The organism is Microcoleus anatoxicus (assembly GCF_042465725.1).
Lineage (GTDB): Bacteria > Cyanobacteriota > Cyanobacteriia > Cyanobacteriales > Microcoleaceae > Microcoleus > Microcoleus anatoxicus.
In genome coordinates, this window is sequence record NZ_CP120853.1 from 2,247,330 (window position 1) to 2,268,585 (window position 21,256).

At 44.0% G+C, this 21,256-nt stretch carries 21 protein-coding genes; 13 read left to right on the forward strand and 8 right to left on the reverse strand.

Annotated features, from left to right (window positions below; translation table 11 throughout):
• Positions 1-5: 5 nt before the first annotated feature.
• Positions 6-1,352 carry an ATP-dependent protease ATP-binding subunit ClpX gene (clpX, locus tag P2A85_RS09740; RefSeq protein ID WP_340519097.1) on the forward strand — a complete coding sequence of 449 codons (1,347 nt, stop codon included), beginning with the start codon at positions 6-8 and terminating at the stop codon, positions 1,350-1,352.
• Between the two features lie 120 nt (positions 1,353-1,472).
• Here the strand turns inward: clpX and P2A85_RS09745 are convergent, their stop codons facing one another.
• Positions 1,473-3,500, reverse strand: coding sequence for a DNA polymerase III subunit gamma/tau (locus P2A85_RS09745; protein ID WP_377479142.1), 2,028 nt, complete (start codon positions 3,498-3,500; stop codon positions 1,473-1,475).
• 527 nt (positions 3,501-4,027) lie between these two features.
• Between P2A85_RS09745 and P2A85_RS09750 the strand changes: the two genes are divergently transcribed.
• Complete coding sequence (locus P2A85_RS09750; RefSeq protein ID WP_377479145.1) at positions 4,028-4,924, forward strand: hypothetical protein; 897 nt, start codon at positions 4,028-4,030, stop codon at positions 4,922-4,924.
• 17 nt (positions 4,925-4,941) lie between these two features.
• Here the strand turns inward: P2A85_RS09750 and P2A85_RS09755 are convergent, their stop codons facing one another.
• Complete coding sequence (locus P2A85_RS09755; RefSeq protein ID WP_340519100.1) at positions 4,942-5,679, reverse strand: phycocyanobilin:ferredoxin oxidoreductase; 738 nt, start codon at positions 5,677-5,679, stop codon at positions 4,942-4,944.
• A gap of 132 nt (positions 5,680-5,811) precedes the next feature.
• Between P2A85_RS09755 and P2A85_RS09760 the strand changes: the two genes are divergently transcribed.
• The 5 genes from P2A85_RS09760 (at position 5,812) to P2A85_RS09780 (ending at position 9,478) form a co-directional block, all read left to right on the forward strand.
• Complete coding sequence (locus tag P2A85_RS09760; protein WP_340519101.1) at positions 5,812-6,015, forward strand: TatA/E family twin arginine-targeting protein translocase; 204 nt, start codon at positions 5,812-5,814, stop codon at positions 6,013-6,015.
• 303 nt (positions 6,016-6,318) lie between these two features.
• Positions 6,319-6,693, forward strand: a complete 375-nt coding sequence (locus P2A85_RS09765; RefSeq protein ID WP_340519102.1) for a hypothetical protein — start codon at positions 6,319-6,321, stop codon at positions 6,691-6,693.
• A 326-nt stretch (positions 6,694-7,019) separates the two neighbouring features.
• A complete protein-coding gene (locus P2A85_RS09770) occupies positions 7,020-8,243 on the forward strand; it encodes a hypothetical protein (RefSeq protein WP_377479148.1) in 1,224 nt (407 codons plus the stop codon).
• 9 nt (positions 8,244-8,252) lie between these two features.
• On the forward strand, positions 8,253-8,486 hold the full coding sequence (locus P2A85_RS09775) for a hypothetical protein (RefSeq protein ID WP_377479151.1): 234 nt from the start codon (positions 8,253-8,255) through the stop codon (positions 8,484-8,486).
• 101 nt (positions 8,487-8,587) lie between these two features.
• The gene (locus P2A85_RS09780) at positions 8,588-9,478 is read left to right on the forward strand and encodes a hypothetical protein (RefSeq protein ID WP_377479153.1); all 891 of its coding nucleotides are present in this window, start codon (positions 8,588-8,590) and stop codon (positions 9,476-9,478) included.
• Positions 9,479-9,617: 139 nt separating this feature from the next.
• Here P2A85_RS09780 and P2A85_RS09785 read toward each other — a convergent pair whose 3' ends face one another.
• The 3 genes from P2A85_RS09785 to P2A85_RS09795 form a co-directional block, all read right to left on the reverse strand.
• A complete protein-coding gene (locus tag P2A85_RS09785) occupies positions 9,618-9,953 on the reverse strand; it encodes a ribulose bisphosphate carboxylase small subunit (RefSeq protein ID WP_096830663.1) in 336 nt (111 codons plus the stop codon).
• Positions 9,954-9,999: 46 nt separating this feature from the next.
• A complete protein-coding gene (locus P2A85_RS09790) occupies positions 10,000-10,413 on the reverse strand; it encodes a RuBisCO chaperone RbcX (RefSeq protein WP_096830664.1) in 414 nt (137 codons plus the stop codon).
• A gap of 135 nt (positions 10,414-10,548) precedes the next feature.
• Positions 10,549-11,979, reverse strand: a complete 1,431-nt coding sequence (locus P2A85_RS09795; protein ID WP_340550040.1) for a form I ribulose bisphosphate carboxylase large subunit — start codon at positions 11,977-11,979, stop codon at positions 10,549-10,551.
• A gap of 563 nt (positions 11,980-12,542) precedes the next feature.
• Between P2A85_RS09795 and P2A85_RS09800 the strand changes: the two genes are divergently transcribed.
• The 4 genes from P2A85_RS09800 to panB all read left to right on the forward strand — a co-directional run bounded on the left by P2A85_RS09800 (position 12,543) and on the right by panB (position 16,382).
• Complete coding sequence (locus P2A85_RS09800; protein WP_377479157.1) at positions 12,543-14,297, forward strand: serine/threonine protein kinase; 1,755 nt, start codon at positions 12,543-12,545, stop codon at positions 14,295-14,297.
• A gap of 126 nt (positions 14,298-14,423) precedes the next feature.
• The gene (locus P2A85_RS09805; RefSeq protein WP_377479160.1) at positions 14,424-14,801 is read left to right on the forward strand and encodes a hypothetical protein; all 378 of its coding nucleotides are present in this window, start codon (positions 14,424-14,426) and stop codon (positions 14,799-14,801) included.
• Between the two features lies 1 nt (position 14,802).
• Positions 14,803-15,186, forward strand: a complete 384-nt coding sequence (locus P2A85_RS09810) for a DUF6516 family protein (protein ID WP_377479162.1) — start codon at positions 14,803-14,805, stop codon at positions 15,184-15,186.
• Positions 15,187-15,605: 419 nt separating this feature from the next.
• Complete coding sequence (gene panB, locus P2A85_RS09815; RefSeq protein WP_377479166.1) at positions 15,606-16,382, forward strand: 3-methyl-2-oxobutanoate hydroxymethyltransferase; 777 nt, start codon at positions 15,606-15,608, stop codon at positions 16,380-16,382.
• A gap of 70 nt (positions 16,383-16,452) precedes the next feature.
• On the opposite strand, the gene ruvC is transcribed toward panB, so the two are convergent.
• Both ruvC and bchI read right to left on the reverse strand, forming a co-directional pair.
• On the reverse strand, positions 16,453-16,986 hold the full coding sequence (gene ruvC / locus P2A85_RS09820) for a crossover junction endodeoxyribonuclease RuvC (protein WP_341738039.1): 534 nt from the start codon (positions 16,984-16,986) through the stop codon (positions 16,453-16,455).
• 271 nt (positions 16,987-17,257) lie between these two features.
• The gene (bchI, locus tag P2A85_RS09825; RefSeq protein ID WP_377479169.1) at positions 17,258-18,388 is read right to left on the reverse strand and encodes a magnesium chelatase ATPase subunit I; all 1,131 of its coding nucleotides are present in this window, start codon (positions 18,386-18,388) and stop codon (positions 17,258-17,260) included.
• A gap of 230 nt (positions 18,389-18,618) precedes the next feature.
• Between bchI and P2A85_RS09830 the strand changes: the two genes are divergently transcribed.
• Positions 18,619-19,890 carry an ATP/GTP-binding protein gene (locus P2A85_RS09830; protein ID WP_377479172.1) on the forward strand — a complete coding sequence of 424 codons (1,272 nt, stop codon included), beginning with the start codon at positions 18,619-18,621 and terminating at the stop codon, positions 19,888-19,890.
• Complete coding sequence (locus P2A85_RS09835) at positions 19,883-20,596, forward strand: RloB family protein (protein ID WP_377479176.1); 714 nt, start codon at positions 19,883-19,885, stop codon at positions 20,594-20,596. The genes P2A85_RS09830 and P2A85_RS09835 overlap by 8 nt, the downstream gene beginning before the upstream one ends.
• A gap of 333 nt (positions 20,597-20,929) precedes the next feature.
• Here the strand turns inward: P2A85_RS09835 and P2A85_RS09840 are convergent, their stop codons facing one another.
• Positions 20,930-21,127 (reverse strand): DUF4926 domain-containing protein, encoded by a 198-nt coding sequence (locus tag P2A85_RS09840; RefSeq protein WP_377481401.1) that lies wholly within the window; start codon positions 21,125-21,127, stop codon positions 20,930-20,932.
• Positions 21,128-21,256: the final 129 nt, after the last annotated feature.

The window sequence follows — 21,256 nt, forward strand, 5'->3', positions numbered from 1 at the left end:
CTGTTATGTCTAAATACGACTCCCATCTAAAATGTTCCTTTTGTGGCAAGTCTCAAGAGCAGGTACGCAAGTTGATCGCAGGCCCAGCAGTATATATCTGCGATGAATGTGTTGACTTGTGCAATGAAATTTTAGATGAGGAGTTGTTTGACTCCACCGCCGTGCCGGCCGCGACGGCAGTACCTCCAAAGCCGGAAACCAGCCAAAAGCGTCGCACTACTTCCGGGAAAAGCCTGTCTCTGAGTCAAATTCCCAAGCCGAGGGAAATTAAAAACTACCTCGATGAAAATGTGATCGGCCAAGATGAGGCGAAAAAAGTGTTGTCGGTGGCAGTTTATAACCACTACAAGCGTCTCAGTTTTATTCATAGCAAAAATAGTGGCAAGCACCCACCGGAAGAAGTAGAACTGCAAAAGTCAAATATTCTGTTAATCGGGCCCACGGGCTGTGGCAAAACGCTGCTGGCTCAGACTTTGGCAGATATGCTGGATGTACCGTTTGCAGTGGCTGATGCCACGACGCTGACGGAAGCGGGCTACGTTGGGGAAGATGTGGAAAATATTTTGTTGCGCTTGCTGCAAGTGGCAGATATGGATGTGGAAGAGGCGCAGCGCGGCATCATTTATATTGATGAAATTGACAAAATTGCCCGGAAGAGCGAAAATCCTTCGATTACGCGGGATGTTTCAGGGGAAGGGGTGCAGCAGGCGCTGTTGAAGATGTTGGAAGGGACGATCGCCAATGTACCACCTCAAGGCGGGCGCAAGCATCCCTATCAAGACTGCATCCAAATTGATACCAGCAATATCATGTTTATTTGCGGTGGCGCTTTTGTCGGTTTGGATAAAGTGGTAGAGCAGAGAACGGGCAAAAAGTCCATGGGTTTTATTCAGCCCGGAGAAGCTGTGCCGAAGGAAAAGCGGGCCGCCGATGTCCTGAAGCAACTGGAACCGGATGATTTGGTGAAATTTGGGATGATTCCTGAGTTTATTGGCCGGGTACCGGTGGCGGCGGTTGTCGATCCTTTGGATGAGGAGACGCTGATGGCGATTTTGACGGAACCGCGCAATGCTTTGGTTAAGCAGTATCAAAAGCTGCTAAAAATGGATAATGTGCAGTTGGAGTTTAAGGCGGATGCTGTGCGGGCGATCGCCCAGGAAGCATACCGACGCAAAACTGGGGCGCGGGCACTGAGAGGAATTGTCGAAGAGTTGATGTTGGATGTGATGTATGAGTTGCCGTCGCGCAAGGATGTGACGCGCTGTATGATTACGAAGGAAATGGTGGAGAAGCGATCGACTGCTGAGTTGTTGATACTTCCCTCTTCGCTACCTAAGCCGGAGTCGGCTTAAAAGTTTTTGTATTGTCAATCAGCTTTTGATCGGCGGGCTTTTCCGGCCTATTCCACCATAAACTTAATCTATCGTGGAACAAGCCGGAGAGCCTGTTGATTTCCTATTCCCCATTCCCAACTACCAATCAATTAAATCATCCTCATCTGACTCAGAAGACAACGCAGGTAAATCCGGTTCAGATTCCCATGTAAAAGTTTCCGACTCCCAAACCTCCAAGCCATCCGAGAAATCCACTACTTCCCCATCAAACATCTGAGCCCACACCCCAGCAGAATTGACTACATCTTGGGCATCTGCCCGCACCGCCACAGCTTGAGCATTTAAATCATTCCCAGAGGCGATCGACCCCTTAGTCTGCCCCCCCACTGGTTCCGAAGCATTTGACAGCTTGGAGCTAGTATTTTCAGGGGCTGGCGAGTGTTTTTGTGCTTCTTCCCTATTCCTCGAAAAATCCTCTGAAATTTCCGGTTTTTGTACCTGTTGATTCCCATCATCCACCGGAGTATAATTTCGAGAATTTCCCCCCATACGTCCGTTAGAATTTGGGAAATTCTTTGGTTCTAAACTATTAGTTTCAGTGGAATTTTTTAAGCCCAATTGCACCGTGACTCGACGGTTAAAAATTTGCAAAAAAGCTTCTTCAATATTAGCTACTTTGTCTTTAACCATCTTGAGCAACTGTGGCGAATTAATTTTAATCACCGCCGCATCATTGCTAAAACTCACCAGATGTCCGTGTTGGCGAAGCAAGGATTGAGTACCGTGGGGGCGCACGCGAGTCAGTACCTGTTCCCACACTTGATTTAGATCGATTTCCCTAGGGGAATTAATTGGTGGGTAATTTGTGGTGTCAGCAGTCGGTATAGATTCTCGAATCGGTGCGGTGGATGTGTTTTCTGTGGGATTAGCCATAGGTGGCGGAGTCGTCGGAGGAGGTTGCACATTCGGCATTGCAGAATCTGCAATATGAGATATCTGACTCCCCCCCTTAGCAAGGGGGGGTTGGGGGGGGTGAATTTGTGCTGGTTGATTTACTGGTTGTGGCTGAGTTCTAATTGCTGAAGGTAATAATCCCAATAATGTTACTTCCAGCCATAAACGGGGCTGAGTGGTGTTTTTAATTTGTACTTCATGGGTTTGCAAGTGTTTCTGACCCGCTAAAATTAACTCTCTCTCCCAATGAGTTGCAAACTTGACAAGTTTATCCCAAGTGGCTGAGGTTAAAGCTACTAAATCTGAGCGTGTTGGTGCTGCTTTTGCTATCAGCAAATCTCGGTAAAAACTGGCTAAATTCTGAAGAACTATGAGCGGTTCTCGACCGCGATTCATCAGGTGACGGGTCATGTCTACTAAGGCTGTGGCATCGTCTTTGTCAATAGCTTCTAGCAGTTCCATTAAGTCGTTTTCTGGGACTGCGCCGACTAAATCCCAAACTTTTTCGACGGTGACTTCACCGGGAAATAAACTTAGTTGGTCTAGCAGACTTTCGGCATCTCGCAGTCCTCCTTGGGCGAGTTGAGCAACCATGTATACTGCGTCGCTGGCTATGTTGATATTTTCTAATTTGGCAATTTTATGCAAGTGGGCGGTCATTGCATCGAGGGCTATGCGCCGAAAGTCGAATCTTTGACAGCGGGAAATAATTGTTGGTAAGACTCTTTGAGGGTCTGTGGTTGCGAGGACGAATACTACATTGTCTGGTGGTTCTTCTAGGGTTTTTAATAAGGCGTTAAATGCCTGGTTACTGAGCATATGAACTTCGTCAATTACATATACTTTATAGCGGCATTGTACGGGGGCAAATTGAGCGCGTTCGATCAAATCTCGGATGTTATCGACTCCTGTGTTGCTGGCGGCATCAATTTCGATTACGTCTAGTGTGGAACCTCTGGCTATTTCTTGGCAAACGTTGCATTTGCCGCATGGTGTGGGGGTTGGGGCACCCGTAGAAATACAGTTGAGGGATTTGGCAAAAATTCGAGCACTAGAGGTTTTACCGGTGCCTCTGGGGCCTGTGAATAGATATGCTGGTGCTATGCGATCTTGGAGGATGGCGCTGGTGAGGGTTTGGGCGATCGCCTCTTGGCCTACTAATTCGGCAAAAGTCTGGGGGCGATATTTGTGGTGGAGGGGTTCGTAGGTCACGATCGAATATGGGTGTTATGTTAACTTGGGAGATGTGGTTCGATCGCACCATAGCTCAACTTTCAAAGCAAGTTCTCTGGAGGCGAACTGAGTGGAACGAAGAACTCGTAGCATTTAGTACCTAAGTCTTTTGGGCGCTACGATCGTCCGGGCGATCGATTGTGCTCCTCAAAATTTTTTAGGAGCGATCGGAGAATTACTATTAATCTATGTAAATTCACTGATGTTTTCGAGAAACCGCTCTGCTGAAAAAACATTTTTTCTGCGGGTATTGGTATAATATATCACACATTATTTACCATCGCTTTTTGCCAGTACAAGGGTGCAATTTTCCGAGATTTCGCGAACCTGCTTGCAGTTAAAGATAAAGTATTAATTAGAGGGTGCCCGTTCGAGTTGTAGAAATCCAATTGTAGAAAGATTGTGGTAGAAAGAAGTCAAGGTGGCTCGAACCAGCGAGTTGCAATGTCATCTCCACTCAGGGGCATTCTATAAATATAACGTCAAATTTTACCCTTTAAAAGCCCATGTCAACCAAAATAATCCTTGTAGAACCAAGGTTGGCAGTAGCCTCTCCCAAGCCCAAACAGGCTAAGCCAGGAGGTTTAGCCTCCGATCAAATCTTGATGGGAGCATCGGGATTACTGTTGTTATTACTTGTCGGTTTAGCGGTGTTTAGCAAAATAAAAATGGATGGTTTGAGCAAGAAGCTCACTTTTGAGGAATTTAGAAATAGAGAACTCCAGAAAAAATATAAAATGGCTCTGGAAACCCTGTCAAAAATGGAAAAAAATCCAGACCTCATCCACTCACGAGACTTTAATTTAGACTACCTGAGAATGCGGATGGCGGAAGAAGTTTTTCACTTTGCCATTGTGAATCAAATTAAGGTAAAAGTCAAAGAAAAAATTAGTATTGCTCTGCGTCCAACTCAGGGTAGTGTAGGAGATAAAACTGGGAATGCCGGCAGTGGCAGACAAGTGGATTCGATGTTTGATATCGAATACGAAACTGGCGATCCGGCGGTAAAAATCGAAAAGCGAGTGCTGTTTCGGATTCAAATTAAGTTGATGAAACTCCCGACTCAGGCAACATCGGCGACAATTAATCAAATTATTGACTGTTTGGAAACTTACCTGAGCCCTTCCGACGACCACGACAGTTGGCAGCCCACAATTCAAGGTCGCATCGTTCACATTGAATGGGACCAAAAGGCGAAACCGACGCCGATGTTGGTGCTGGAACAGTCGAATGAAGGAGTGAATGTCACTTTCAGAACTACTAGAGCTGCCGCTGGCAGACCTGCAAATGACAATGACAGTCAGTTAGCAGGTGCTAAGGGGGCAAAAGGTAAGAGTGCAAGTAAAAGTGGATCGAAGAGTTCTACAAAAACAGGTACTAAGCGTCCGACTTCCCGCAAGTAATTGTGAACATATTTTAGCTATTTAGGGAAATCAAAAAGCACCTCGGTCATGTAATGTTCTGCCCAATCTTGACCGAAAGCTTTTTCCAACACGCGACGGGTTTTGTCGTTTTGTTGCTGCTGGGTGCAGTAGTAAATTTGAGCATCGAGAATTTTCGATGCTTCGGCGACAGAAACTGGTTCTGAGGCTACTGCCAGTTTGCAGTGAATTTCCATGTAGGATTCAACTATGTCCAGAAATCGACTTTCTTCTTCTGGGGAATCTGGGCGCACAAATAGGCAAAATTCTGAAAAAATATCGCCCCATTCGGGAATTTGGCGGGGACAGGAAAACTGGTTGACGGGCAGAGTTTGCAGTGGAGTACGGTAGGTTTCGGACAAAGTGCGATCGGCATTGAGGGGAGAAAGGTCGGCGATCGCAGCGCTAATTTGGCCTTTACCTGCTACGATGTCCGTACCGAACATGGGCAAAGCGTAATTTGGTCTGGGAAACATTACGCAGTGCAGGATATCCAGCAAGGGGCCGACTTTGGCCAGTTCTAGGTGTATTTTACGGAATTGGGGAGTTTGATAGCATCGGTTTTCGATGATCAGTTTTTCTCCTTCCAAACGCCCTTCCACATATCCCAACTCAGCAGGCAGGTGGTAGGGTTCCAGGTCGAGGTACCGACGCCATACTGATTCTATCCGATCGGCTAGTTCGCGGATGAGGTAGTGTTGTTGGTCTCGTAGAGAAGGCTTGGATATTTCTAACATTCTGATTTATGGGGCGATCGGCTTAACAAAACTTTATTCAACTGTTGCAGGATGCAGGAACAAAGGTAGATACTTTTAAGGATATCAGTAAGATCGACGGGCGAGCGAGCAAGTTTTACAGGAGATGAATCTATGTTTGGTCTAGGATTGCCCGAAATGGGCATTATTGCGGTAGTAGCTATTCTAATTTTCGGTCCCAAGAAAATTCCAGAGTTGGGAAATGCTTTGGGAAAAACCTTGCGGAGTTTTAAGGAAGGGGTGAGTCAAGCTGAGGATGAATCTCCCGTCAAGGAGAAGGAGAAGGAGAAAGAGGAAGATATTCAACCGAAAGTTTAAATTAGGTTGGTAGTCAGGATGTTAGTCCTGATATTTAAGGAATAAAGTTCTCGATAGAGCATCCCGATTTTGTATGGGCTATAGCATTCCGGCAGACAATTTATTAGCTCGCGCCAGAGATTTACAGCCGGAATGCTTCGCCCCTAAGAATATATTTGCAAAACACAGATGCACCATTAACTATTTGTGGAACTGGTCGAAGAGTCCGTTGCTAAAAATGATACAAATCCCAAAATAAAAGTGGTATACTATCGACTTTAACTCCTAAAAGTGTCCAATAAATAGAGAAAATAGTAACATAATATGGTCGTTATTACCTCCCAAGAAATTGCTTTATTTCGCTCAGAGTTAGCAGCCTATTCCCAAGCATTGAAGGCCCTAGATGAAATCGAAGATTGCGAGGGAAATATCGAAGATGCAGCGATATCTCTGGCAATTCAAGCCGGACAAGAACCGAATATTTCTGAAAATTGGCTAGACGGATTAGCCAAAAGATGCCGCGTTGCTATTTGCAAATCTGAGATTAAAGAAGAGTTGATAAATGGACGTTTGAATGCAGCCTTCGGAGATTTGTTGGCGGCGAAAGTTTGCCCGGATATTTTGATAACTGCGGTGATTATTTATGTATTTAAAACAGGGGTGAATGAGTTTTGCGAGCCTCTTGATTATAAACTGTAAAGCTATATTAGTGGGTGGCGAGAAACCTGGTTTTTACGAACATACTTCGTTACACCACCCAAAAATTACAAAAAACCCGGTTTCTGAGATTCTGTGGGTGGCGAGAAACCTGGTTTTTATCAACCTACTTTGTCATATTGTTTCCGGTTACATCGGAATGATTTAACCTTACTAGAACACAGAGGACACAGAGGGAGAGAATAGAGTTCTGAATAATTCAGATGAAGAGAGGATTTGATATCACACCACCCAAAAATCACCAAAAACCCGGTTTGTTAGGTTCTGCGGTTTTTGAGTCCATGAGTAGTTAAACGAGAATATATAAAATGCAGATAGGCATATTTTTAGGAAATCTCGGAAATCCCCTAATCTATTATCCCAAGTTAGCGAAGATTACTGGCGGTGTCTCGGCTAGTATTTTGCTATGTCAATTATTTCAATGGCAATCTCAACTTACTAATCCTGATGGTTGGGTGCAAACTAAAACGGCTGAAATTGAAAAAGCTACTGGTTTAAATGCCGCAGAACAGGCTATCGCGAGGCAGCAATTAAAAGAGCGTTTTTTATTGAAAGAAAAGCTCCCAAATCCTCACAGTGAAAGCCTAGAACTATGGGCTGATATTGATGAATTTGAGTCAAAACTAAATATTTATTTGACAGTCAATCCTGAAGATAGTATAACACAAAGTCTCCCGAAGAGTCTCAATTATCCTGTAGAAATAGTTGCCGATAATGCTTCATCTAGTCCTAGCATTAAAACAGACAAATTCTTCGGTCAGCCCCGTAAACCTATAGCTGTTGCTGTCACCCCAAATTACCAATTTAGTGGCCCTTGGAATTCCCAAGAAGAACTGCACAATTTTCAACGGGCTTTAGAAGCCTATGCTCGAGAACGCAACTTGGGTTTTGGTAATCCTTCGGGCTGGGCTTTCAAAATTATTGATAGCCTTACTAAGGGCTTAGCTTCGACTTTTTGGGATGAATTTATTGCTGGCATTCCTTTAGGAGAAAGTCAGAAGGTGCAGCGAGATTGGGAAATTGCACCAGAAGTGCCTTATCCGGCTTTTGAAGAGGAGCGAATTCAATATTACGTGCACAAAGGTGAACCGCTGGAAGCAGCGGTTTCTAAGGCTCGTGCTGATTTGAGAAATCCGGTTGTGGGTAAGGATTTGTGGGAGGGTTTTTTGCGAAAGTGCGATCGCCTTGCGGAGGATGCTTTCCAAGCCAAACAGCAGGGGGTTGACACACCATATATGCCGTCTTCCTTCAACGAAAAACCGCAAATCACCAAGGATAGCGTGATGCGGAAATTAGGGGCGATCGCGCCACAATTTGCCCTGAATCAAGCCACATCTGAGGCGATTCCCGAACCGCCCAAACTGGCCGAGCAAGCATCACCAATCCCCGCCGAAATTCCTAGTATTTCTGCTTTGCAAAAAGCTTACAATACTCCTCTTGGTCGCAGTATAATTGAAAAACAAATTGCTGCTAATCCAGATTGGGGCTACGAAATAGTAGATGGTGAAATAGTGGAATCAATTCCTTTTTAGAAGGCGAATATGAAACGAATTAGCGAAATCAATCCGTTGGGGGAAGAACGCCGAAATCCTTCGGACGAAATTCGAGAACAACTGCGGCGGTCAAGATTGCAGCGAGAGAAAGATGAAGGATATCAAAAATTAGTTGAACTCTGCAATTTGGGTGAATATGATATGGCCCAGCAGTTCGCAAATCGACATTTTAATTGGGGTTATGAAATAGTTGATGGGATTGTGATGGAAAGGATAGATTAGGTTTATATAACAGTCGCCAACGCTATACGGTCACTGAGCGTAGTCGAAGTGCCATTCTGTAATATAATTGTGGAATCTAAGCATGGAAGCGAGATTGAACCGTGCCACCAATACCAACAGTTATAGTTAAGTCAGGATACAAGCCACAATCAATTGATACCAGCATTGAGGCTGATGTGCTGATGTTTCAGCTATTGCGACAGTTAACGCCCCAACAAAAAGTACAGCGGACTTGCGCTTTTGCTCGATCGGTCCGAAAGATGGCAATATTAGGAATAGAGAGCCAGTATCCCAATGCTACCAAGACAAAAGTTCGACAAGAATTTATTAAAAGGTGCTTGGGTTTTGAGTGGCTCGAAGTTTTATCAGACACCAAAGATTGGGAGCAGCTCGTGATTGCAGATCCGATTGAGTTAGCGAGGAAAATAGCTGACATTTTGTTGCCACTGAATATTCCCTATGTGGTTGGTGGTTCAGTGGCGAGTTCGTTGCTGGGAGAGAACAGGTCTACCCAAGATTTGGACTTAGTGATAGACTTGGAAGCACGAATAGCACCTCAGCTAATTGATGTCATGTCAAGGGAGTTTTATATCAGCGAGTCGGCTGTGGCTGAAGCAATTACTAAGTCAAAAATAGCACCTCGTGAATCATCTTTCAATGTGATATACTTGCCTTCTATGGAGAAAGTGGATATTTTTGTGATGAGTACCGATGACCCTTTTTCCACTTCGGTGATGAATCGCCGCCAGCTTCATGTTGTTAGTGGTTTAAAAGAGGAGGGAATCTACATTTACTCCCCTGAAGATATTGTCTTACAAAAACTCAGTTGTTACAAACTAATTCCTGGCGGTTCCCAAAAGCAGTGGAGAGATGTCTTGGGAGTTTTGAAAGTGCAAGGGGAGCGCTTAGATAGAACCTATTTGCACCAATGGGCGATTACACTTAAACTAACGGATTTGCTCTCTGGAGCGCTCCTTCAATCAGGCTATTAAGACGGTTGTTGATTATGAGGTAGGGAAACGGCATTGCCGTCTCCTCAATAGCTACAATAAAAAAGAGGTGGGGAATATTCCCCACCTCAAATCAGCAATGACTGTTAATCTCAAAATTAGATTAGCCAGCCAATCCTTTTTAGTAGCCTCTGGTGTTAGGCTTGTGGACGATGAAGCTGAGCACTTGGCATTGCTTCACGTTGTCAAAACCCATGACGCGGATGTAGCAAGCTGGGTTTTCTTGACGGCAAGCGTTGATTTCTGTCATGATTTCTTGGACGCTGCGAGCGTGGAACAAAGGCAACTTCCAAAGAGTCCAATAGCGCATTTCAGCGGCAGAGGTTTCGTTGAATTCTACGCCGGGAATGTAGCCTTGATCCAAGATGTATTGCAGTTGCTTGGCAATTTGCGCGTCTGTCAGCGGGGGCAAATAGGACAGAGTTTCGTAACGACGCTCTTTAGGTAAAGTTTTCATTTTTCTATCTCTAAGGTGTGTGTTCGATTCGCACTCGTGCGATCGATTAACTCGACAAATTATCTAGATTCGGTTCAGAATCTATTGAGGATGTTTCAGGATTGCTGGTAGCCACAGACCAATTAAGTTGCGTAATTCGCTCCAAATGCTGGCGTCTGTGTTCCATATTTGACTGTTGAATGCCAGTACGAACCATTTCAGGCAAAAACTCTGTCACATCGTGGGCCAGATATTCTCGCACAGTCATGATCCGAAATCCTAAATCTTGATTTTCCAATAGCAACTCTCGAATGTATAATTCTCCATCCTGGATTTTGCCCTTAGTGGAAAATTCATTCAACCAGATTGCCAGAGGAGGATTGGTTTCGCTCAATTGAGCAATCACAATCCGCACGGATTGATAGGTTAGGTAACTTGCCAGCACCTTAGCGGTGTCTTTCGCAACTTGTTTGAGATCCATTTGACCCCAGCTCCCTCAAATTTTAGATTGTGGATTTTAGATTTTGGATGCAAACTTACTTGTAAATCTTCTTCTAAGATAAAGACTTCCCAGCAAGTTTGCTACCTAAAACCTAAAATCGCAAACCCAAAATCATCAAACGGTATCCATTGCCTCGAATTCAAACTTGATTTCTTTCCAAAGTTCGCAAGCAACAGCCAATTCAGGGCTCCATTTGCAAGCTTCGCGAATGATGTCTCCGCCTTCGCGCATCAAGTTGCGGCCTTCGTTACGTGCTTGGACGCAAGCTTCCAAAGCAACGCGGTTAGCTGTTGCACCAGGTGCATTACCCCAAGGGTGGCCCAAGGTGCCTCCGCCGAACTGCAAGCAGGAGTCGTCGCCGAAAATTTCCACCAAGGCTGGCATATGCCAGATGTGGATACCGCCGGATGCAACTGGCATGACACCAGGCATGGAGGCCCAATCTTGGGTGAAGTAGATACCGCGAGCGCGGTCTTGTTCGATGTGGTCTTCGCGCATCAAGTCTACGAAGCCCATGGTGATGCCTTTTTCGCCTTCGAGTTTGCCCACAACTGTACCGGAGTGCAGGTGGTCGCCACCGGACATCCGCAAGCACTTGGCAAGTACGCGGAAGTGGATACCGTGGTTCTTTTGGCGATCGATAACGGCGTGCATGGCGCGGTGGATGTGCAACAGAACACCGTTGCGACGGCACCATTTGGCCAAGGTGGTGTTTGCAGTGAAACCACCGGTGAGGTAGTCGTGCATGATGATGGGGGTTTTGATTTCTTTGGCGAATTCAGCCCGTTCCATCATTTCTTCGCAGGTGGGGGCGGTGACGTTGAGGTAGTGACCTTTGACTTCGCCGGTTTCTGCCTGAGCTTTTTCAATAGCTTCTTGAACGAACAAGAAACGATCGCGCCAACGCATGAATGGTTGGGAGTTGATGTTTTCGTCGTCTTTGGTGAAGTCCAAACCGCCGCGTAGAACTTCGTAAACGGCACGGCCGTAGTTCTTAGCAGACAGACCCAATTTGGGCTTAATTGTACAACCGAGCAAAGGACGGCCGTACTTGTTCAATTTGTCGCGCTCAACGGTAATACCGTGAGGAGGACCTTGGAAGGTCTTCAGGTAAGCAATGGGAATCCGCAAGTCTTCTAACCGCAGAGCACGCAGGGCTTTGAAACCGAACACGTTACCAACCAAAGAGGTGAGCAAGTTGGTGACGGAACCTTCTTCAAACAAATCCAAAGGATAAGCGATGAAGCAAATGTATTGGTTGTCTTCGCCAGGGACTGGCTCGATGTCGTAGCAACGGCCTTTGTAGCGATCGAGGTCGGTGAGGAGGTCGGTCCACACTGTTGTCCAAGTACCGGTGGAAGATTCAGCAGCCACAGCAGCGCCGGCTTCTTCTGGGGGAACTCCTGGTTGTGGGGTAACACGGAAAGCCGCCAAAATATCTGTATCTTTCGGGGTGTAGTCCGGTGTGTAATACGTTAGTTTATAGTCTTGAACTCCGGCTTTATACCCAGCCTTGGATTGAGTTTGGGTTTGCGCGTAAGCCATATCTCGCTTCCTAGTATTCGCTTAATTTTGGGGCCTGATGGCAGGCTCTTAGAAATATATCAAGAAAGTGGTGCTCTAAAATTTTAATATTCTTTTAATCATCATAAGTATTGTTTATTTACCTTTACATTAAGAAATTATTTGTAACATCTCTTATTAAACAAAAGGTACGAATAATGCTTGGGGATCGCAACAGAAGGGAGAGGGAACAAGATAGACGGAATCAGGAAAAAAAGTTGGTTATCTAGGAGAGAAAGAATAAAGAAAGGGAATGGAGAGTTAGTTAGAAATACCTAAAATTATAGTTGATAGTTGAGTTCGATCGCGCGATCGAACTCAACTGCCCTCAAAAAATCTCAAACCGCAAATTCCCAATCTCTAACTACTGTCTTCCACCGTCAAAAATCCAAACCATAGCACATAATATGGACAGGACTTGCGCGATGCCAAGTTTCTTAAATTCAAAAACCTGCTTACAGCAATTGAACCGGAATGTCAACCCGGTTGCTGGGATAGCTGGTCGTAAGTCTTAATGGATATTTAGCCCCATTTCTACTCTGGTTGTGCCACACCCCCATTCAAAATCTGTCCACTGCATTAATCCAGATTGCCCAAAGCCCTACCCTCAGACTTGGGGCAACAATTTTTGTCAGAGTTGCGGAGGGCCGCTGCGACTGAAAAATCGCTATGTGCCCCTACAAGTTTTGGGTAAAGGCGGTTTTGCCGCTATCTACACGGTTTGGGATACAGAATCTCAAACCGAGCGCGTGCTCAAAGTATTGCTGGAAACTTCGCCGAAAGCGGTGAAACTATTCGAGCAAGAAGCTTGGGTTTTAGCAATTTTGCGCAATCCCGGTGTCCCCAGAGTGGAGGCTGAGGGTTATTTTCATGCGCAAATGCAAAACTTGGTTGGGGAGAGAAATGCTGCCGCGCGCAGGCTTCCTTGTTTGGTAATGGAAAAGATTCACGGTAAAACTTTGGAAGATATTCTGGATGAGCACCCCCAAGGTTGTCCGCCAGAATGGGTTTTTAGTTGGCTTAGTCAAGCTGTGGAAATTTTAGAGGAGTTGCATAGATGCCAGATTATTCACCGCGATATTAAACCGAGCAATTTGATGCTGCGGATGCCACAATCGCCACAACTTTTGCTGGCTAACGGTTTGGGTGGATTGCAGTTGGTGACGATCGACTTTGGCGGTGTTAAACAAATGGGTGGTGTGGCACCAATGGGGAATGATTCTCCGAGTTCGACGCGGTTGATTTCCCCTGGGTATAGCCCGCCGGAACAAATTGTTGGGGGCGGTGTGGGCCCGGCGACGGATTTTTATGCCTTGGGGCGGACTTGTATTCACTTGCTGACGGGGAAGTATCCGGCGGATATTGAAGATCCGATGACTGGGGAGTTGCGGTGGCGGCATATTTCGCCGATCGCCCCGGCTTTTGCTAATTTGTTGGATGATATGGTGCGATCGGATGTGCAGCAGCGTCCGGCGACGGCTGGGGATGTTCGCCAACGTTTGAGGCAGATTTCTACTCGGAATCAGGGACGAATGGCGCTCGCCCCTAGCAGTCAAGCTATGCTGAAATTCTGTAGGCAAGTATTGGTGGTGGGGGCGCAAAAAACTGTCAGCCTGACTGGTTTTGTGTTTGGGGCGATCGCCCAAATTGTGGTAGCTTCTCTGGATACGGGCTGGGAAATGGTGCTCGGTGGGATTGGGGGAAGTGCGGGGGCGATCGGCGGTTTAGTTTTGGGTTATGCTTCGCCTATTGGCCCGGAAATTGCCAGTTTTTTGAATGAAGGTTTGCATCAATTAATTCCTAACATGACTTTCGCTGTGGGGCCGGAGGTGCTGCTGTTTGGATTTGCGGGGTTGGGAACTGCGATCGGTTTGACAGATGCGGGCAGTTTTCGCCAACAAAAACAGTATTGGCTATCGGGATTAATGGGAGTTCAAGGCTATTTATTAGCTGGTTTGTGTTGGTTGGAGTCGAGTGCTTCTAGTGGGGTGCAGGGGATTATTTTGGGTGGTTTTGCGATCGCCACTTTAACGATCGGAATGGGTTTGCGGAGTCACCAATTGGTGCACGCTTTGGTGGTGGCTGTGTGTTCTACTGGGGTGTTTTTGTTTCTGAATGCTTTGAGCATTTTTCCTGGGAGTTTCTTGGAAAGTTTTGCCTCGTCTAGCGCTACACTGGGCTTGTGGGAAGTTTGGGGTGCTGTGGCGTTTTTTGGTTTGTTGGGAAGTGCGATCGGGCTTTGTTTGGGAGTTAGTCATTATTTGGTTGTGCCTTTGTTAAGGTGGTTGGGTTGGAAGTAAGTCGAAGGAAGAAGGAAGAAGGAAGAAGGAAGAAAGCCCTTCGACGCTTCGACTTCGCTCAGCGCACCGATATAAAAAGTCTAGACAAATGTTATAATAATCTAAGCTTCAAAAGGAGTCACAAGAATGGCTGAGATCAAAATTATCTGTGAACGCCCAGACTCAATCCTGCGTTTCATCACAGATGCTATTACTAAAGAGTTACAATTACTAACTGATGGAATTAGAGTCACTGAGGAGAGATTGAGAGAGTTTGAAACTCAATATCAATTCTCCACTCAAGAGTTTTTGAGCAAGTTTAGCAATGATGAATTACATCATAGTCCCGACTTTGATGAGTGGATTGGTGAATCTAGGATGCTGAAGAGATTGCAAGATAATGCTAGGGAATTAAACAGTATTGAATTTTTTGTAACGCCGCAGTCACGGCGGTATGGCACTGTCGCCACAATCACCGCCGATTTAGCCGCAGCTCAATTAGTTAGTGAAATGAGGGAGGCATAGTTTGTTCATAGAGGAGTATTTTGAGCACATTCGGGAGGCTATTGCTGCTTGTACAGCAGTTGAGTCTTTTCAACTGACAGAAGCCAAACGTGATAGTTATACTGGGTTTTTGCGGGGGAGGGTTTACTTTCCCGATGGCTCATTACTTCCTGGGCGCGAGTTTGTCTATGTAATTACAGAAGTTGAGCGGGATATGTATTCATATCACTATGTTAATTCGTCGGAAAATCTAATTTTTCGTTATGATAATGCTGACCATAAACCTAAGTTGAATTTACCTAATTTACCTCACCATAAGCATGAAGAGAGTGAAAAAAATATTGTTGCCTCTTCCGCACCCACGTTAGCAGAAGTGTTACAGGAAATTGAGGGGTTATTATTGTAATCTGTCAGTTAGGTTTAACCCTAGTTGGTGAAATCCAGGGAAATACAGCAATAGGATCTAGACAATTTCGTCTGTTCAAAAATGTCAGTCTTGCCGTAGCTGGCCGGGAAGGCAGGTATGATTGTGTAGAAATTCCCGCAGGAGAAGAACCTTTAATCGGCTTAATTCCCCTCGAAGATTTGGGTTTAGAACCGGACTTGAAAAATCAGCGGTTGATTGTTTTACCAGCAGAGGGAATGCAAAGTTATATTCGGGTGTAAAATCCAGATCATTTTCCCCTCTTAGTTCGCGCAGGCGGACTTCGTTTGTGTAGAAGCGATTTCAATCGCCGAATAATCAAGGAGTTAACTAGGAGTTAACGAACCAAGATTTGATATCATAAGTAATACCCAGAAATAATATTATATTTTTGCACTAAAATGCCAGTCACTACTCATCAATTAATTCAATGGAAACAACAACGGCGGTCAATTGTCGCGCTGACAGCCTATGATTATGCGATCGCCCAACTCATAGACCAAGCCGGCGTAGATATCATCCTCGTGGGCGATTCCCTCGCAATGCCTATATTGGGCTACGAGACAACACTGCCGCTAACTCTCGATGAAATGCTACACCACGCAAAAGCAGTACGTCGCGGTGTGACAGAAGCCTTAATTGTGGTGGATTTGCCATTTTTAACTTATCAAGAAAGTGTCCAGCAAGCGATGCACTCAGCGGGCAGAGTGTTGAAAGAAACTGGTGCTCAAGCTGTAAAATTAGAAGGTGGGTATCCAGCCATGATAGCAACTATTTTGCAACTGACATCTGCCGGAATTCCGGTGATGGGACACGTCGGTTTAACCCCGCAGTCTGTACACCAACTTGGCTACAAAAAACAGGGAAAAACTGTGGAAGCGGGAGAGAGGATTTTGCAAGAGTCGATCGCGCTTCAAGAAGCTGGTGCTTTTGCCATAGTATTAGAGCATATTCCCGCTGATTTAGGCGATCGCATTACTCAAAAATTAACTATTCCCACCATTGGTATTGGGGCGGGCCCGCACTGCGACGGACAAGTGTTAGTTACTTCCGATTTGTTAGGGCTTTCGGAAAAACAGCCGCCTTTTGCTAAAGCTTATGCCAATTTGCGATCGACAATTACTCAAGCTGTGAAAGATTATTCCCTAGAAGTTAGAGAAGGCAAATTTCCCCAATAACTTCTTAGTCAGGAATTTAGTCTGAAAAGTGCGTAATTCCTGTCAGAGTCAGTACAGAAGGAAGATAAGATTAACTTTTGGCAGTTTGTAATGCTATTTTTTTCGGACAAATATCATCATCATACCAACCTGTTAAAGCTACGGCTAAAGCATCAGCAGCATCATCGGGTTTCGGAATATAACCTAATTCTAACTCCCGCGCTACGGCTTCTTGCACTTCCGATTTATCAGCATTCCCGCGCCCAGTTAAGGCTTTTTTAATTTGGGCTGGGGTAAACTCGAACAGTGGTACTCCAGACTGGGCTAATACTAGGGTCAATACTCCCCGCGCTTGGGCTACAAGTATGGTATTTCCCATTTTGTAAAAGAAGAGTTTTTCGGCTATGGCTACATCTGGTTTTACCTGTTCTATTACGGAGTGCAAATCTTCGTAAATTGTTTTGAGGCGCTGTCCCATTTCCTGTTTTGGTGTTGTTTGAATTACGCCACAGTCAATCAGGGAAACGATGTTTTCATCTTGTTTTCCGGGGACGATGTGACAAGAAATTGCGCCGTAGCCGAGGTTGGCTAAGCCTGGATCTAATCCTAAAATTCGTGTTTCCATATCCTCATCATAAACTCCCGTATTTATCAGTGGGGTCGCATTCTGGAATCTAATATCAATTCCGGTTGTATCGGAATGATTTAACCACGAAGGCGCAAAGGACGCGAAGGAAGAGAAGAGAGAGAGATTAATAATTCCGATGTCAACGGATTTGATATAAAATCTACAATCTAAAATCGATTGACCCCACCGAATATAATTCGGGGCTACACACACAAAGTCCGCCTTCGCGGACTAAGATGTTGTTCTAATTTTAGGGCTGAAGTCTTGATTATGAGTTGGTTTCTAGGCCGAATACTCGATCGAACACTTTGGTCACTTTAGAACCCGAATCAATTGATTCTAGTGGATCTTTCCGCAATCGGTGGCGCAAACACAGGGTCATCACCCGGCGAATATCGTCCACTGTGACCTCTGTGCGGCATTCTAAGGCGGTCAAAGCTTTGGCGGCGCGGTTTGTGACCAAATCGCCTCGCAGTCCGTCTACGTCCAATTCGGCGCAAACTTGGGAGATTTTTACTCGCAAATCCCGATCGAGCTTTACCGACTTCAACCTTTCTTGGGCTTCCACCAACTTCTGTTGCATATCATCTTGTTGGTGTTGATATTGAGAGAGAAACTCCGCTGGATTTTGGTCAAAACTCGATCGCTGTTCGACAATTTCTACTCTTAAATTCGGGTCTTTGACAGTCCGAATTTCGGCGTGCATCCCGAATCTATCGAGCAATTGGGGCCGCAATTCTCCTTCTTCTGGGTTGCCGGAACCAATTAGAATAAACTTAGCTGGGTGGCGAATCGAAATGCCTTCTCTTTCTACAGTATTCCAACCGCTAGCGGCGGAGTCAAGCAAAACATCGACTAAATGATCGTCGAGCAAATTGACTTCATCGACGTAAAGAATACCACGGTTAGCTTTAGCTAAAAGACCTGGTTCAAAAGCTTTAACTCCTTCGGAGAGAGCTTTTTCTATGTCGATCGTACCGCAAACTCGGTCTTCGGTCGCGCCCAAGGGTAAATCTACCATTTGGACTTTTTTGTGGGCGATTTTGATGTCAGTTTGAGATAAAGTGCGTGAAGCGGAGCTATCCCATAGGGAATCGCGCACCTCGTCACTCATCAAATCTGGATCGCTGGGATGACTATTAAAAGGATCGTCTGCTACCACCTCAATTTCCGGCAGCAAGTCCGCGAGGGCGCGGATTGTGGTAGATTTGCCAGTACCGCGATCGCCCATGATCATCACCCCACCAATTTTCGGATCGATGACATTCAACAGCAGTGCTAGTTTCATCTCCTCTTGGCCGACAATGGCAGTAAAGGGAAAAACAGCGCGGCGGGGGGCGGTAACAGTTGGCAGAGCACCCGCATTCAGGTTATTGCTGACTTCGGCAGTAGGACTCACAGGATAACTCAAAATATAATAATTGCTTGTTTATTGTGACATATAGATGGACAACAGTCACTCAAAGGTTGGCGATCGTCGTTTTGAGTAGCCTAGTCGGTTTACAAAAATTCATACACCTCTATAATATCTTGTAACGTCCGTCAAGAGTTATAATTATGAGGTATTTCTCTCTCTATTTTATCTGCATATATTGGCTAAGTCTATCGCATTAAAAGTTGAGTTACTTTATGTTAATTGAATTTTCAGTCAGTAACTTTAGGTCAATTAAAGAAGAGCAAACATTAAGCATGATTGCCGACTCTTCCACCAGGAAGAATGACAATACTTTTGTGCCGATCGAAGATAATAAACTGCGCTTGCTTTACTCGGCGGCGATCTATGGAGCAAATGCTTCTGGCAAGTCAAATATTCTCAAGGCTTTGACTACACTGCTCTCCTATATTCACGCTCTCAATATTGATGTTGATGACAATATTCCTTATTACGAACCATTCGAGTTAGAGAAGTCGTGCTTAAGCCAGCCTTCAATCTTCAAGCTTACTTTTATTATTGAAGGATTTATGTATGAGTATCAAATTGCTTTTGACAGTCGAGAAGTTCATCACGAACAGCTAGATTTTTATCCAAATAAAAGACAAGCAAACTTATTTATTCGTACAAAAAACGAGGTCAAGCGCGGTGCTTATTTTCAAGATAAGCGATTGTTTTCAACCAAAGCATTAACTAAATATCCTTATTTATCAAAAGTGGCTCGTGAAGAACATGAACAAATGCAAAAAATTTATCAATACTTAAAAACCTATGCTTTTTTTGCAGCAAATGATACTCATATGAGGAGTTATTTAGTACGTCATGTTAATCAAGAATTGCAAAAAGATGAAAAGCTAAAAATAAAGTTAGATAAACTCATCAGAATAGCCGATACTCATATCGAGCAAGTTAAAATAGAAGAAAAAAATGTTGATTTTGAATTTGACGATCGGGTGCCAGAAGAAATTAAAAAAATTATTATGCGTGACAATAAGTATGAATTGTTTGCCGTCCATAAAACTCGAGATGGCTTGTCAGAAGGTGAAGAAGCTAACTTTCCTTTTTTCCAAAAAGAATCAATCGGAACTATTACGCTTTACGGCCTTGGTGTTCTAATGTTATTGATATTAAATAGAGGTCATATTCTAGTTATTGATGAATTAGATAATAGTTTACATCCTAGACTGTGTAAGTTTTTAATTAAGTTATTTCACCATCCGTTAACTAATCCCCGCAATGCCCAACTAATTTTTGCTAGCCATGAAACTACTTTACTCGATCGAGAATTGTTCAGAAAAGACCAAATATGGTTTACCGAAAAAAATAAATATGGTGAAACACAACTCTTTTCTGCCCAAGACTTTGACAAGGTAAAAGGTGATGAACCTTTTGACCAATGGTATATGCAAGGTAAATTTGGCGGTCAACCTAATATTAAAGAAGTTGAATTTATATTTGGCGATGAATAAAAAAAGAGAGAACAAACGAAAAAAGTTAAAGCAGTCCATCTACATAGTATGTGAAGGAACTAATACAGAACGAATTTACTTTGAGGAGATTGCTCAACAAGATGATGTGTTTGAAAAATATGCCGTCAAAGTTTATCCAAGTGAAGAAGACCAAATAAAAGCCTTAAAAAAAGAAGGTGAATCTATTAAAACAGATGCGATGAATCTGGTCAAACTCGCGAAAAAAGAAATAAATAATTATGATGAAGTTTGGGCAGTTTTTGATAAAGATGGTTATACCAAACACGAACAAGCATTTTCCAATGCACAGAAACACGGTATTAAGCTAGCGTTTTCAAGTATTGCTTTTGAGCATTGGATTTTATTGCATTACGAACAAAATCGAACCGATTTCCCTAAATCGCAGAATGTTATTGATTATTTGGAAGAAGCCGGTTATTTTACAGCCTATTCTAAAAAAGCAGATATTTCAATTTATTCTAGACTTAAAAACCTGACTCAAACAGCTATTGAAAATTCAGCATGGTTGCGGATGGAGATGGCGCAAAATTTAGCTGCTTGCGATCATAAAATTTATGAATTAAATCCTTATACTACTGTCGATCAGTTAGTAATCAAGCTTTTAGATTTTAATCCTGTAACCTATGGAGTTATTAACGAAACACTGAAAATTAGCGATATTAGTATCACGGTTAATCATGTTTAGCACAACTGTGGAATAATAAATTTGAGTGTTAGTATTGTCAATGACAGAAATATTAGCTATTTAGTTAACAATAACAGCAGTCACTTTTATATAAGAGATGAATCTAAAAATGAATTTCAACTTGCTATTGATAATCCAATGATAATTGAACCAAGTTTAACTCAAGATATTATCTTAAAGTTTGAAATATTTTCCGCAACGGAGACTTTAAGATTTCATTTTAGTCCTAACCCGAATGAAATACTAATTATTGCCCTTGACAATATAACTTAACTGTAAAAAAACTATCGCTATGACAAAAATTCGCTATCTTCCAGATAACCAACGCCTTTCTTACGTCTGCCAAACTACCAAAAATTGTTCCGACGACAGCACACACAAAGCTATAGCTTCGCCATAGCGATCGCTAAATTCTACCTCGTAAGTTCCATCTGAATAACAATCGACAATTGCCCCTCTAACACCTATATGTAAATTAGATTCAGGGAATTTGACTAACAATTCGACTGCATCAAATAATTCTGGTACGATCGCACTTACCTCCGATCAACTTTCAATTTTATAGTCCTGGACGCACGAGTGGTCAGGGTTTCGACACTTCGACTACACGAGCGTGCGCCGCTTCGCTCAACCACCGGGGTTTTTTCGAGAATACTCGAT

Bases quoted from the DNA above. Each gene is read 5' to 3' on its own strand.
- clpX (WP_340519097.1), top strand. From the start codon at position 6: ATGTCTAAATACGACTCCCATCTAAAATGTTCCTTTTGTGGCAAGTCT.
- P2A85_RS09750 (WP_377479145.1), top strand. From the start codon at position 4,028: ATGTCAACCAAAATAATCCTTGTAGAACCAAGGTTGGCAGTAGCCTCT.
- P2A85_RS09755 (WP_340519100.1), bottom strand. From the start codon at position 5,679: ATGTTAGAAATATCCAAGCCTTCTCTACGAGACCAACAACACTACCTC.
- P2A85_RS09760 (WP_340519101.1), top strand. From the start codon at position 5,812: ATGTTTGGTCTAGGATTGCCCGAAATGGGCATTATTGCGGTAGTAGCT.
- P2A85_RS09765 (WP_340519102.1), top strand. From the start codon at position 6,319: ATGGTCGTTATTACCTCCCAAGAAATTGCTTTATTTCGCTCAGAGTTA.
- P2A85_RS09770 (WP_377479148.1), top strand. From the start codon at position 7,020: ATGCAGATAGGCATATTTTTAGGAAATCTCGGAAATCCCCTAATCTAT.
- P2A85_RS09775 (WP_377479151.1), top strand. From the start codon at position 8,253: ATGAAACGAATTAGCGAAATCAATCCGTTGGGGGAAGAACGCCGAAAT.
- P2A85_RS09785 (WP_096830663.1), bottom strand. From the start codon at position 9,953: ATGAAAACTTTACCTAAAGAGCGTCGTTACGAAACTCTGTCCTATTTG.
- P2A85_RS09790 (WP_096830664.1), bottom strand. From the start codon at position 10,413: ATGGATCTCAAACAAGTTGCGAAAGACACCGCTAAGGTGCTGGCAAGT.
- P2A85_RS09795 (WP_340550040.1), bottom strand. From the start codon at position 11,979: ATGGCTTACGCGCAAACCCAAACTCAATCCAAGGCTGGGTATAAAGCC.
- P2A85_RS09805 (WP_377479160.1), top strand. From the start codon at position 14,424: ATGGCTGAGATCAAAATTATCTGTGAACGCCCAGACTCAATCCTGCGT.
- panB (WP_377479166.1), top strand. From the start codon at position 15,606: ATGCCAGTCACTACTCATCAATTAATTCAATGGAAACAACAACGGCGG.
- ruvC (WP_341738039.1), bottom strand. From the start codon at position 16,986: ATGGAAACACGAATTTTAGGATTAGATCCAGGCTTAGCCAACCTCGGC.
- P2A85_RS09830 (WP_377479172.1), top strand. From the start codon at position 18,619: ATGTTAATTGAATTTTCAGTCAGTAACTTTAGGTCAATTAAAGAAGAG.
- P2A85_RS09835 (WP_377479176.1), top strand. From the start codon at position 19,883: ATGAATAAAAAAAGAGAGAACAAACGAAAAAAGTTAAAGCAGTCCATC.